At 71.5% G+C, this 12,491-nt stretch carries 12 protein-coding genes; 7 read left to right on the top strand and 5 right to left on the bottom strand.

The features are described 5' to 3' along the window. The first annotated feature begins 65 nt into the window (after positions 1–65). From cmk to der, 3 genes are all read left to right on the top strand, one after another. Positions 66–761, top strand: coding sequence for a (d)CMP kinase (gene cmk, locus SY2F82_RS25250; protein WP_200421452.1), 696 nt, complete (start codon positions 66–68; stop codon positions 759–761). Next, the gene (locus tag SY2F82_RS25245; RefSeq protein ID WP_200421451.1) at positions 758–1,405 is read left to right on the top strand and encodes a 1-acyl-sn-glycerol-3-phosphate acyltransferase; all 648 of its coding nucleotides are present in this window, start codon (positions 758–760) and stop codon (positions 1,403–1,405) included. The genes cmk and SY2F82_RS25245 overlap by 4 nt, the downstream gene beginning before the upstream one ends. Before the next feature lie 73 nt (positions 1,406–1,478). Beyond that, positions 1,479–2,960 carry a ribosome biogenesis GTPase Der gene (gene der, locus SY2F82_RS25240; protein ID WP_200421450.1) on the top strand — a complete coding sequence of 494 codons (1,482 nt, stop codon included), beginning with the start codon at positions 1,479–1,481 and terminating at the stop codon, positions 2,958–2,960. A gap of 68 nt (positions 2,961–3,028) precedes the next feature. Here the strand turns inward: der and SY2F82_RS25235 are convergent, their stop codons facing one another. Continuing rightward, complete coding sequence (locus SY2F82_RS25235) at positions 3,029–3,355, bottom strand: hypothetical protein (RefSeq protein WP_200421449.1); 327 nt, start codon at positions 3,353–3,355, stop codon at positions 3,029–3,031. An 86-nt stretch (positions 3,356–3,441) separates the two neighbouring features. Further along, the gene (locus SY2F82_RS25230; protein WP_200421448.1) at positions 3,442–4,215 is read right to left on the bottom strand and encodes a hypothetical protein; all 774 of its coding nucleotides are present in this window, start codon (positions 4,213–4,215) and stop codon (positions 3,442–3,444) included. 540 nt (positions 4,216–4,755) lie between these two features. On the opposite strand from SY2F82_RS25230, the gene SY2F82_RS25225 reads away from it, so the two are divergent. The 3 genes from SY2F82_RS25225 (at position 4,756) to SY2F82_RS25215 (ending at position 7,552) form a co-directional block, all read left to right on the top strand. Further along, positions 4,756–5,412 (top strand): transglycosylase family protein, encoded by a 657-nt coding sequence (locus SY2F82_RS25225; protein ID WP_200421447.1) that lies wholly within the window; start codon positions 4,756–4,758, stop codon positions 5,410–5,412. A 261-nt stretch (positions 5,413–5,673) separates the two neighbouring features. Beyond that, the gene (locus tag SY2F82_RS25220) at positions 5,674–6,468 is read left to right on the top strand and encodes a hypothetical protein (protein WP_200421512.1); all 795 of its coding nucleotides are present in this window, start codon (positions 5,674–5,676) and stop codon (positions 6,466–6,468) included. Between the two features lie 46 nt (positions 6,469–6,514). Continuing rightward, a complete protein-coding gene (locus tag SY2F82_RS25215; RefSeq protein WP_200421446.1) occupies positions 6,515–7,552 on the top strand; it encodes a YafY family protein in 1,038 nt (345 codons plus the stop codon). On the opposite strand, the gene ctaD is transcribed toward SY2F82_RS25215, so the two are convergent. After that, positions 7,434–9,125 carry a cytochrome c oxidase subunit I gene (gene ctaD, locus SY2F82_RS25210; RefSeq protein ID WP_200421445.1) on the bottom strand — a complete coding sequence of 564 codons (1,692 nt, stop codon included), beginning with the start codon at positions 9,123–9,125 and terminating at the stop codon, positions 7,434–7,436. The two genes, SY2F82_RS25215 and ctaD, sit on opposite strands and share 119 nt — an antisense overlap. A gap of 429 nt (positions 9,126–9,554) precedes the next feature. Here ctaD and SY2F82_RS25205 point away from each other — a divergent pair, with 429 nt between their 5' ends. Beyond that, entirely contained in the window at positions 9,555–9,770 is a 216-nt protein-coding gene (locus SY2F82_RS25205) for an I78 family peptidase inhibitor (RefSeq protein WP_103840735.1), read from the top strand. 101 nt (positions 9,771–9,871) lie between these two features. Here the strand turns inward: SY2F82_RS25205 and SY2F82_RS25200 are convergent, their stop codons facing one another. Next, entirely contained in the window at positions 9,872–10,888 is a 1,017-nt protein-coding gene (locus tag SY2F82_RS25200; protein ID WP_200421444.1) for a phosphatase PAP2 family protein, read from the bottom strand. A 241-nt stretch (positions 10,889–11,129) separates the two neighbouring features. Then, on the bottom strand, positions 11,130–12,302 hold the full coding sequence (locus SY2F82_RS25195; RefSeq protein ID WP_200421443.1) for a glycosyltransferase family 39 protein: 1,173 nt from the start codon (positions 12,300–12,302) through the stop codon (positions 11,130–11,132). Positions 12,303–12,491: the final 189 nt, after the last annotated feature.

Genomic DNA, 12,491 nt, shown 5'->3' with positions numbered 1-12,491 from the left:
CGGGGCGCCCTCGCGTCCCGCCCGTCCACCCACCCGCCACACCGCACCAGGAAGGTGTTCCCACCGTGGAAAACGGCGCCGCCCGGACCGCCCCGGCAGTGATTGTCGCCATCGACGGCCCCGCCGGCACGGGCAAGTCGAGCACGTCGAAGGCTGTGGCCGCACAGCTCGGGCTCAGCTACCTGGACACCGGCGCCCAGTACCGGGCGATCACCTGGTGGATGGTGAACAACGGCATCGACATAGCGGACCCCACGGCCGTCGCGGCGGTGGCGGGCAAGCCGGAGATCGTCTCCGGCACCGACCCCAAGGCCCCCACCATCACCGTGGACGGCACGGACGTCTCCGGGCCGATCCGCTCCCCGGAGGTCTCCTCCAAGGTCAGCGCGGTCAGCGCGGTGCCCGAGGTGCGCGCCCGGATCACCGAGCTGCAGCGCTCGCTGGCCGCCTCGGCCGAGAACGGCATCGTCGTCGAGGGCCGCGACATCGGCACGACCGTGCTGCCCGACGCCGACCTGAAGATCTTCCTCACCGCCTCCCCGGAGGCACGCGCCGCCCGACGCAACGGCGAACTGAAGGGCGCGGACCTGCACGCCACCCGTGAGGCGCTGATCAAGCGGGACGCGGCCGACTCCAGCCGCAAGACGTCCCCGCTCGCGAAGGCGGACGACGCGGTCGAGGTCGACACCACCGACCTCACCCTTCAGCAGGTCATCGAGTGCGTCGTCACCCTCGTCGAGGAGAAGCGGGCCGGGAAGTGACCGAGGTTCCTTCCGCGCGGAGCGCCGAAGTCGGGCGGCGCATCGGCGTCCCGCTGATGTACGGGCTGTGGAAGCCGCGCGTGCTCGGCGCGTGGAGGGTGCCCGCGAGCGGCCCGGTGATCCTCGCCGTGAACCACTCCCACAACATCGACGGGCCCATGGTCATGGGCGTGGCGCCCAGGCCGACGCACTTCCTGATCAAGAAGGAGGCGTTCGTCGGTCCCCTGGACCCCTTCCTGCGCGGCATCGGCCAGCTGAAGGTGGACCGCACGTCCACCGACCGCACGGCCGTCACCCGGGCGCTCGGCGTGCTCCAGAACGGGGGAGTCCTCGGCATCTTCCCCGAGGGCACCCGCGGCGGGGGCGACTTCGCCTCGCTGCGCGCCGGGCTCGCCTACTTCGCACTGCGCAGCGGGGCGCCGATCGTCCCGGTCGCGGTGCTGGGAAGTTCCGAACGGCGGGGACGGTTGATAAAGGGGCTGCCCCCACTGCGCAGCCGTATCGACGTCGTCTTCGGCGACCCGTTCCAGGCGGGCGACGGCAGCGGGCGGCGTACGCGCAAGGCGCTGGACGAGGCGACCGCGCGCATCCAGAAGCAGCTCACCGAGCACCTGGAAAACGCCAGGCGTTCGACCGGGCGCTAGGCGACACTCGAGTAGTGGATCACCGTAGGTGCGGTGCTCCACCGATCACCACGATGAACGAGGTACGGACTTCATGAACGACCAGATCCAGCCCGACGGCTCGGCGGAGCACGAGCACGAGCACGGGGCGCTCGGCGACGCCGAGTACGCGGAGTTCATGGAGCTCGCCGCGGAAGAGGGCTTCGACCTCGAGGACGTCGAGGGCGCCATCGAGGAGGCCGGACACGGCCCGCTCCCGGTGCTCGCCGTCGTCGGCCGCCCCAATGTCGGCAAGTCGACCCTGGTGAACCGCATCATCGGCCGCCGCGAGGCGGTCGTCGAGGACAAGCCCGGCGTCACCCGCGACCGCGTCACCTACGAGGCCGAGTGGGCGGGCCGCCGCTTCAAGGTCGTCGACACCGGCGGCTGGGAGCAGGACGTCCTCGGCATCGACGCCTCCGTGGCCGCGCAGGCCGAGTACGCGATCGAGGCCGCCGACGCGGTCGTGTTCGTCGTCGATGCCAAGGTCGGGGCCACCGACACCGACGAGGCGGTCGTCCGGCTGCTGCGCAAGGCGGGCAAGCCCGTGGTGCTCGCCGCCAACAAGGTCGACGGCCCGAGCGGCGAGGCCGACGCGGCGTACCTGTGGAACCTCGGCCTCGGCGAGCCCTACCCGGTCTCGGCGCTGCACGGCCGTGGCACCGGCGACATGCTGGACGCCGTCCTCGAGGCCCTGCCCGAGGCGCCCGCCCAGACCTTCGGCGGCGCCGGGGTCGGCGGACCGCGCCGTGTCGCCCTGATCGGCCGCCCGAACGTCGGCAAGTCCTCACTGCTGAACAAGGTCGCCGGCGAGGAGCGCGTCGTCGTCAACGAACTCGCGGGCACCACCCGCGACCCGGTCGACGAGCTGATCGAACTCGGTGGCAAGACCTGGAAGTTCGTCGACACGGCCGGCATCCGCAAGCGGGTCCACCTCCAGCAGGGCGCTGACTACTACGCCTCGTTGCGCACCGCCGCCGCCGTCGAGAAGGCGGAGGTCGCGGTCGTCCTCATCGACGCCGCCGAGTCCATCTCCGTACAGGACCAGCGCATCGTCACCATGGCGGTGGAGGCGGGCCGTGCGCTCGTCCTCGCCTTCAACAAGTGGGACACCCTCGACGAGGAGCGCCGCTACTACCTGGAGCGGGAGATCGAGACCGAGCTGGGCCAGGTGGCGTGGGCGCCGCGCGTGAACGTCTCGGCGCGTACCGGCCGCCACATGGAGAAGCTCGTCCCGGCGATCGAGACCGCCCTCGCGGGCTGGGAGACGCGGGTGCCGACCGGCCGCCTCAACGCGTTCCTCGGCGAGCTCGTGTCCGCGCACCCGCACCCGGTCCGGGGCGGCAAGCAGCCGCGCATCCTCTTCGGCACGCAGGCGGGCACCAAGCCCCCGCGGTTCGTGCTCTTCGCCTCCGGCTTCATCGAGGCGGGCTACCGCCGGTTCATCGAGCGGCGGCTGCGCGAGGAGTTCGGCTTCGAGGGCACGCCGATCCATATCTCGGTCCGCGTGCGCGAGAAGCGCGGCAAGAAGAAGTGACGTGACACAAGGGCCGGCCTCCGTGCGGGGGCCGGCCTTTGCGTGTTCTGCGTCCTCTGCCGCCCCGCTCACAGTCCCCTGCGTGGTGCGGGCGGCAGCGCCGGGACGTGGTGCATGCCGCGGGCGTGCCGCGCCACCTGCTGCCAGACGCTGGCCGCCGAGGCCGTATGGCCGTGTTGGGCGGCCAGGTGCCCGGTCCCGTGCTGAGGGGAGGCGGAGAAGGCGGTGAAACCCAGCTCCTCCTCGCCGCTGCGGTCGCCCGGGCACGCCCGGAAGGCTCTGACGTACTCGGCGTAGAGCGCGTCGTAGATCGGCGTGGCGGAGGGGTCCTGGGTCGCTGCACCGGAGCGGATAGGCTGGTAGGACTGGCGGCGGGGGACGTCATATGCGTGCACGTAGGTGCCAACGACCCCGCCGCTCAAGGGATGCGCACGATTAGTCCGCTTTCGGCAGCGGCGGCGCCCGGGAGAGGGCGCAGGCCTCAGATGCCCGCCAGAGGCAACGCCGCGGCCACGAGCTTGCCGTTCGCCGCCGCCCTGTCCAGCGCCTCCCGCAGCAGGTCCTCGCGCGGCTGACGCCCGATCGATCCCACCGGCGCGGCGAACATCAGCACCTGCTGGTGCTTGTTGGCGGCCGCCCGCCACCCGTCGGTCACCTGCAGCGGCTGGTGGGCCTGCCACCATGCCACCGGCTGCCCGCCGTTCGCCCCGGGCTGCAGCACCGCGTGCAGCTGGCCCACGGCGAGCAGTACCGACCAGCCGTGCAGCACCGGCGGCACCGACTCGATCGCCGTCAGCGGCATGAAGCCCTGCTCGATGAGCAGCGGCAGGAAGTCGTCGCCGATCCCGGTCGTGCCCGGGCGCGCGATCGGCGCGGTCGGCTCCACGACGAGCGCCGGGTGCAGCTCTCCGGCGATCAGGACGAGTCCGCTGGTGACACCGAGAACCGCCTGCTCGGGTACGGCCGTGCCGGGCCCCTGCTCGGCGGTGATGGAGCGGACGGCGCCCTGCAGCTGTTCCTCGGTGACCTGGACGACCTGGGAGGGCAGGCAGGTGGCGTGGGCGAAGGCGAGGACGGCCGTCTCCTCGCCGACGAACAGGACGGTGCTGGTGCGCTCCTGTGAGGAGTCGCCCGGGGTGCGGCAGGAGGTGCAGTCGTAACTGCCCGGGGTGTTGTCTCCGGCGAGCAGCCGGTCGGCTTCTTCGTCGCCGATCTCGGCGCGTACGGCGTCGCTGACGTCGAGCATGCGCGGCACGGGTGGCTCCCTCGGGATGCGGTACGTGACGGTGCCGGGTGGCTCCCGGCCCATGAGCCCGGGGGTCCCCGGCTCATGAAGATGACAACGGGCGATCTGTGGCCGGAGTCACGCCCGAAGGCGAACGGAATCGAACCAACCAGCGCGCAGGGTGAAGCTCCCCGCGGAATCGGTCACTCCATGTCAACTTCTTTGTCACCGCAGCGAGTTGGTTCCGTGAAGTGACTCACAGACCGCCGCGTTCGCTGGTCGACAAATCCGGAAATCAGCGAATGAAGTGGGTGGCCTGAAATCGACGATACCTGCGGTAACAGCCAACTGGCCTCGAATGACATGGAGTTGGTTGATTCCGGGCCGCCGACCTCCCTACATTCCTCCGCCGTGTGCAACGAGCACCGCCCGGGTACGTCCACCGGCCGCGCCGCACAGCCGGCGCGCAGCACCACCTCCGGCGGACGGGGCGGAGTGCGACGACCGCGTTCCATGCGCGGGACGGCGCGCCTCGCCTTGGGGGATCCGGGTCTGTGGAGAGGGAATTACATGTCCGAATGTGCCGATAACGCCCGTAAGACTCGTACGACCCGTAACTCGGCGGTCCTCGCCGGCGCGGCCCTGCTCGCCCCGCTCGGACTGCTCGCCGCGACCGGCAACGCCGCCGCGGCCGACGGTGGAGTGTGGGACCGCATCGCCCAGTGCGAAAGCGGCGGGAACTGGCACATCAACACCGGCAACGGCTACTACGGAGGACTGCAGTTCTCCGCCGGCACCTGGCGCGCGTACGGCGGCACGGCCTACGCCCCGACCGCCGACCAGGCTTCCCGCCAGGCACAGATCGCCGTCGCCACCAAGGTCCAGCAGGCCCAGGGCTGGGGCGCCTGGCCGGTCTGCTCGCAGCGCGCCGGCGCCTACGGCAACGCGCCCGCCGCGTCGGGCGCCGAGGTGAGCACCCGCTCCTCCTCGAAGGCGGCCACCACCGAGTCCGCCCCGGCGAAGCAGTCGTGGAAGGCGCCGCAGCGCTCGACGGGCCACGTCAACCGCAGCGCGTCCCGCGGTGACTACACCGTGCGCCAGGGCGACACGCTCAGCGGCATCGCCGAGCGGCACGGCACCACCTGGCAGCGGCTGTACGAGCGCAACAAGGCGGTCATCGGCGGCGACCCCGACCTGATCGTTCCGGGGCAGCGGCTCGAACTCTGACCGTGCCCGCCCCTCGGGCCCCGACGTCACAGCGGGACGTCGGGGCCCGACGCGTTCGTGCACCGCCGACGGGCTGCCGCTCCCCGTGGCCATGAGCAGCCGGCCCCGCCTCCGACGACGCGCAGGAGCCGCCCGTCCGTGGGAGGCTGGGAGGACAGCGCCTTCGGGTGCGCGCCCCGCACGCCGAGACCGGAGGGACGAACCGCACGACGTACAGCGTCGCGATCGCGCTCGCCGAGCAGCACGACGTGGCCCCGCATGATGACCGAGCCCTCACACACCGCCCCGCCCGTGTCCGCCGACTGCGTCGCCGACACCGCGGGAGGGCTGACCTTCGACATCGGCGTCGCCGAGCCGGGTCCCGCCCACCTGGTGCTGCGCCGCCGCGACGGCGAGGAGTGCGCGCTGCCACTGGCTCCCGCCGAGGGCGGTGGGCTGCGCGCCGCCCTGCCCAGCAGCGTCGACCTGCCCGAGGGCCGCTGGGACGCCTACGCACGGTTCGCCGAGGACGAGCAGCACCCCCTCGTCCCGGGCGTCAGTGACCTGCGGTCCCTCGTCGACCGCGTGCCCGGGGAAACGGCCGCCCGGATCGCCGTCCGCATCCCGTACACCACCAGGCAGGGCACCCTGGCCGTCCGCAGCTGGCTGCGCGCCCCGCACGCCGAGGCCGGAGGACTGCACCTCACCCAGGGCGGGTTCACGGTGAGCGGCCGGGTGTACGGCACCGGGCTCGCGCCCGACGCCTATGCCGAGGTCCGCGGGCGCAGCTGCGCGGAGAAGGTGCTGCGCGCCGACGTCACCGCCCGGGAGGCGGAGTTCGGCTTCACCGTTCCCTACGCGCCGCTCGACCCCGGCATCTGGGACCTGTGGCTGCGCCCGGCCGGGGAGGAGGGGCCCCGGGTGCGGATCGCACGGCTGCTCGACGACGTCGTGGACAAGAAGCCGGTCTTCCGCTACCCGAAGGCCACGGTGCGGGCGGAGCACGGCGAGGTCCGGGCCCGGCCCTACTACACCGTCGACAACGACCTGTCGGTGACCGTCAGCGCCGTGAGCTGACCGCCGTGCGCACAGGCCCGGCCGCCGGGCCTGGCAGACTCGGCCCATGCTGGACACCTCGGCCCGACTGCTGCGCCTGCTGTCCCTGCTCCAGGCCCACCGCGAATGGTCCGGAGCCGACCTCGCGGATCGGCTGGGCGTCAGCCCCCGCACCGTCCGCCGCGACGTGGAACGGCTGCGCGACCTCGGCTACCCCGTCAACGCCAGCCCCGGGACCGGCGGCGGCTACCAGCTCGGCGCGGGAGCCGAACTGCCGCCGCTGCTGCTGGACGACGACGAGGCGGTCGCCGTGGCCGTGGGGCTGCGCACGGCCGCCGGACAGGGCATCGAGGGCATCGGCGAGAGCTCCGTCCGCGCCCTCGCCAAGCTGGAGCAGGTGCTGCCCGACCGACTGCGCCGCCGCGTCGGCGCCCTCAACGCCTTCACCGTGCCGATGCTGCGCGGGCCCGCCCCGTCCCCCGTGGACCCGGGCGTCCTCACGGAGCTGGCCCACCTGTGCCGGGACGCGGAGCGGCTGCGCTTCGAGTACCGCGATCACGAGGGCGCCGCCACCCGCCGTACGGTCGAGCCGCACCGCCTGGTGTGCACCGAGCGCCGCTGGTACCTGGTCGCCTGGGACCTCGAGCGCGACGGCTGGCGCACCTTCCGCGTCGACCGCATCACCCCCAAGCCGCCGCACGGCCCCCGCTTCACCCCGCGCACACCGCCGGCCGACGACCTGGCCGCCTACGTGTCGCGGGGCGTCTCCACGCGCGCGTACGCCGCGCAGGCCGTCCTGCGGCTGCTGGTGCCGCTGCACGAGGCGGCCGAGCGCATCTCCCCGTCGGCCGGGACCCTGGAGGCGGAGAGCGACGGCAGCTGTCTGCTGCGCACCGGGGCCCCCAGCCTCGAGGCAATGGTGGTTCATGTGATGATGACCGGCTTCCCCTTCGAGATCCTGGAGCCCGCCGAGCTCATCGAGACCGTCAGGACGGCTCGTGACCGGCTTGATGCCGCTCTGGCTCGGGCTGAGGGGCCTGACCGGCGTACAGCGGATGGTGCAGGTCGAACGCCGGGGACTCGGAGCGGATCCGGGGCAGCGTGACGAAGTTGTGCCGCGGCGGCGGGCACGAGGTCGCCCACTCCAGGGAGCGGCCGAAGCCCCACGGGTCGTCGGACTCCACCTTCGGCGCGTACTGGGCGGTGCGCCACACGTTGTAGAGGAACGGCAGCGTCGACAGGCCGAGCAGGAGCGCGCCGATCGTCGAGACGGCGTTGAGCGCGGTGAACCCGTCGGCGGCCAGATAGTCGGCGTACCGGCGCGGCATGCCCTCCGCGCCCAGCCAGTGCTGCACCAGGAACGTGGTGTGGAAGCCGGTGAACAGCGTCCAGAAGTGGATCTTGCCGAGCCGTTCGTCGAGCATCCTGCCGGTGAACTTGGGCCACCAGAAGTAGAAGCCGCCGAAGGTCGCGAAGACGACGGTGCCGAAGACCACGTAGTGGAAGTGGGCGACCACGAAGTACGAGTCGGTGACGTGGAAGTCCAGCGGCGGCGACGCCAGGACCACCCCGGTCAGCCCGCCGAACAGGAACGACACCAGAAAGCCGGTCGCCCACAGCATCGGCGTCTCGAAGGACAGCGAGCCCCGGAGCATCGTGCCGCTCCAGTTGAAGAACTTCACCCCCGTCGGCACCGCGATCATGAAGGACATGAACGAGAAGTACGGCAGCAGCACCGCCTGCGTGGCGAACATGTGGTGCGCCCAGACGACGATCGACAGGCCGGTGATCGCCATCGTGGCGCCGACCAGCGTCAGATAGCCGAAGATCGGCTTGCGGCTGAAGACCGGGATGATCTCCGTGATGATCCCGAAGAACGGCAGCGCGATGATGTAGACCTCGGGATGGCCGAAGAACCAGAACAGGTGCTGCCACAGGATGGCGCCGCCGTTGGCGGACTCGAACACCTGCGAGCCGAACCGCCGGTCCGCCTCCAGGACCAGCAGCGCCGCGGCCAGCACCGGGAACGCCATCAGCACGAGGATCGACGTGAACAGCGTGTTCCAGGTGAAGATCGGCATCCGGAACATCGTCATCCCCGGCGCACGCATCCCGACGATCGTCGTCAGGAAGTTCACGGCGCCGAGGATCGTGCCGAAGCCGGCCAGCGCGAGCCCCAGGATCCACAGGTCGGCGCCGATGCCCGGCGTGTGCTCGTGGCTGTTGAGCGGGGCGTAGGCGAACCAGCCGAAGTCGGCGGCGCCGTCCGGCGTCAGCAGCGACCCCAGGACGATCAGCCCGCCGAACAGGAACAGCCAGTACGACAACATGTTCAGTCGCGGGAACGCCACATCGGGCGCGCCGATCTGCAGCGGCATGATCTCGTTCGCGAAGCCCGCGAAGCTCGGGGTCGCGAACAGCAGCAGCATGATCGTGCCGTGCAGGGTGAACAACTGGTTGTACTGGGTGTTGCTCATGAGCTGCAGGCCGGGCCGGGCCAGTTCCGCGCGCATCAGCAGCGCCATGACGCCGCCGATCAGGAAGAAGCCGAACGACGTGATCAGATAGAGGTGGCCGATCTTCTTGTGGTCGGTGGTCGTGAGCCAGTCGACGACCAGTCGCCCGGCCCGCCTCCTCGGTACGGGCCCCGCGATCGCCGGCGCCGTGTCCGTGCCCATGCTTGCCTCTCGCTCGTCGCGCTCTGGGCCTGCCGGCGCCCGCGGCTCGGCACTCCCGCGTGCTCACGTCATGCCGCGCGCCGCCGACGGCTCCGACCGCGGACATACGGGGATTCTGTGCTGAAGCCGTGTGTTTCTTATGCGGAGTCAGGCGGCGCGGGCCATCGGAATCGGAATGGAAAGAGCCGTGGTGAACTGCGTGCCTGGCTTTCCGCGGAGTTATTCCGAACCCCTTCCGACTGTGGTCAAGCTAGTCCCGAATTACGTTCGGCGGCGTGCGCGGCGCGACCGGAACCGCCCGTACGTGTGACGCCGTTGGGGCGAAACGGGTGTCGTGATCCTGTGACAGAAGCGTGATCGGAGGGGTATCAGAGCCTCCTGTGGCGTTCCGGGCTTCCGCCTCGGGAGCCCGCGGCCTACGGTGGCGGCATGGCACCCCATCCCACACCTGACGCCGAACCCGAGGACTCCCCGGAGCGTTACGTCGGCCTGGAGGCCGGGCAGGCCGAGCGGCTCGCCCGCGAGCGCGGCTGGCGCACGGTCCGCTCGCTGCCCCCGGGCTCGATCATCACCATGGAGTACCTCTTCGGACGGATCAACTTCGAGGTCGAGGGCGGCAGGGTCAAGCGCTCCTGGAAGGGCTGACCGAAGTCGCGCGCGCATGACGAAGGCCCCGGCTCGCAGAAGCCGGGGCCTTCGTCATGCGCGCGGGTGGGTGTGCGCACCGGTCCCGCGATGTGCGCCGCTCAGCCGCCCGCCAGGGGGCGGGCCGAGGCGGTGCCGCGCGAGGCGCGGTCCGAGTGCGGCGGGCGGCGGCTGCCCACCGGGGTGACCGGGGTGCGTTCCGCCCGGGCCATGTGCGGTCCCGGGGCCAGGTACGCCGGCGAGCGGGAGGCACGGGAGGCGGCCACCGGCTCCCGCGCGGTCACCGGCTGCTCGGCGGCGCGCGGGGCGAGGACCAGCGACGGGGCGCCGACCGGGGCCGGAGCGGGCGCCGGGGCGGCACGGCGGCTGCGCACGCGGTCCCTCAGCGCCAGGATGCGGACCTCGGCGGTGGCGATCGGCGACTCGAACCAGGGCAGCGCCAGCAGGATGAGCAGGCCCGCAGCCCAGCCGAGGAGCACGTCGCTCAGCCAGTGCGTACCGAGGTAGACGGTGGTCATGCCGACGCCCAGGGAGGTCACCGCGGAGAGCGCGGACAGCCAGCGTCTGGCTCGCGGCGTGGAGGCCAGATAGGCGAGGATGCCCCAGGTCACCACGGCGTTCGCGGTGTGGCCGGAGGGGAATATATCGCCTCCGCGCCACATCTCGTTCGACCCGATCACGGTCGCGTAGTGCGGTCCGAGACGGCCCATGCCGTACTTGGCGGCACCGACCGTGATGTTGAGCAGCAGCAGCGCCGTGGCCAGGGTGAGCAGCGGGCGCAGGGTGTGCTGCCGCCAGGAGCGCCAGCCGAGCCAGGCCGCGACCATCACCGCGGTGGGGCCGCGCTGGCCGAGCACCACGTAGTAGTCGAGGAACGCGTGGATCTGCGGCCACTGCTGGTACGGCCGGAAGAACATGACCTGCCAGTCGAGCCGGACCAGCCAGGAGGAGACGACGACGGCCCACACGATCGCCAAGTAGAAGGCCAGAGTTGCCGAGAAGAGAACAACTCGGTGCCGGCTCATCCTGGGCACGTCGATGTGGGCCGGTCGGCTCGGCTCGCGGTCCAACCGGGCGAAGACCCGCTCCCAACGGCTCAGCTTTCGTTCGGTACGCACTCAATCGACGTTACAGCGGGTGAGCTGTGAACCAGCCCGAAACACTGGGGTTGTGATGACGATGTGATGTGGGATTCCTCTCAACAGGGCGTTTATTTCAACGGATTCCGCAATGAGCTGCGAGGAGTGGCCTTCAATTCCATTGACCTTCGGGCGGTCCACGTTTCATTGGCCCTTATCTATTCGTTCACCAATGCCGGGGATCAATTCCCGGGCCGATCACCGCCCGTCGCGGAGTGGATCACGGGGGACCGGAGCCGTTCAGCCACAACGCTCCGTAGACGGCCGATGCCACGGCGACACCGCCGAGCACCGACGCCGACGTCGATGTCCGTCCCCGGGCGAGAGCGCGGGCGAGGGGCAGCAGCAGGGGGAAGGCGGGCATCAGGAGGCGCGGTTTCGAGCCGAAGTAGCTTGCCGCGCCGAGCGCGAGTGCCGTGACCAGGCCCGTGTACACGAGCAACGGCAGCGGCTGGCCCTGCCGTACGCACACCACGTACAACCAGACGATCAACGCGACCCCGGCCACCAGGCCCACGCCGGCCGGCACCGAGGCCAGGGAGGTGAACTTGGCGGCGGCGAAGCGCGCGAAGGCGTAGCCGCCGTCGAAGCCGTTGCGCCAGCCCGCCTGGACGTCGAGGTAGCCGAGCGGGCCCCGGCCGGTGCGGTGACCGACCCACAGGACGTACCCGGCGGCGCCGAGCGGGGCGAGGAGCATCCCCAGCGCCCGGCGGACCGGGCCGTCGGGCCGCCCGTCCACCGCCGACGTGCCCCGGTCGCGCACGTACGAACGGATCGCCGCCACCCACACGGCCGCGACCACGGCCGCACCGACCGGACGGGTCAGGCCCGCCAGCGACGCGAGCACGCCCGCACTCACCCAACGGTCCGTGAGCACCGCGTACAGCGCCCAGGCGGCGAGCGCCGTGAACAAGGACTCGCTGTACGCCATCGACTGCACGACGCCGACCGGCAGCGCCGCCCACACCAGCACCGCGCACACTCCGACACGGCGCCCGTACACATGGTCCGCGACGGCGAAGATCCCCCAGGCCGCGGCGAGCGAGGCGAGCGTCGAGACGGCCAGGCCCGCATCGGCGTACGACAACGGGGTGAGCGCCGCGCCGAGCCGCTCCAGCCAGGGCAGCAGCGGGAAGAACGCGAGGTTGGAGTGCACGTCGCCGTTCGGCAGACGGACCTCGTAGCCGTAACCGAGAGCGGCGACCCGGGTGTACCACAGCGAGTCCCAACGGGAGCTCAGCAGCGTGTGCGGGCTCGTGCCGCGCGCCGCGCTCCACACGGCGAGCACGACGAGCCCCAGGGCACGCACGGCGGCGTACCCCGCGAGCGCGGGAGCGGCCCGGCGCACGGTGCCGGTGGGGGGCGGCACCGGGCGCGTTGCAAGATCGGTCACGCGCTCGATTATCGGCGCCGTACGGAACCGGAGCGGTCATCCGCGCGTGGTGGACCGGGGAAGGCGTGGCACATACCACACTCTCTCCCAGGAAAACGTGAGAGGTCTGCCACGCGACAGCCGGGGGAACTCGCGTACGCTGACGACTCACTCGCTTCGTTGCGTGGGCCCGGAGTACCGCTCCTCCCG

Origin of the sequence: Streptomyces sp. Y2F8-2, from assembly GCF_014905555.1 — a bacterium.
Taxonomy (GTDB): Bacteria; Actinomycetota; Actinomycetes; order Streptomycetales; family Streptomycetaceae; genus Streptomyces; species Streptomyces cynarae.
This window is presented reverse-complemented; position numbering and strand designations above follow the sequence as displayed.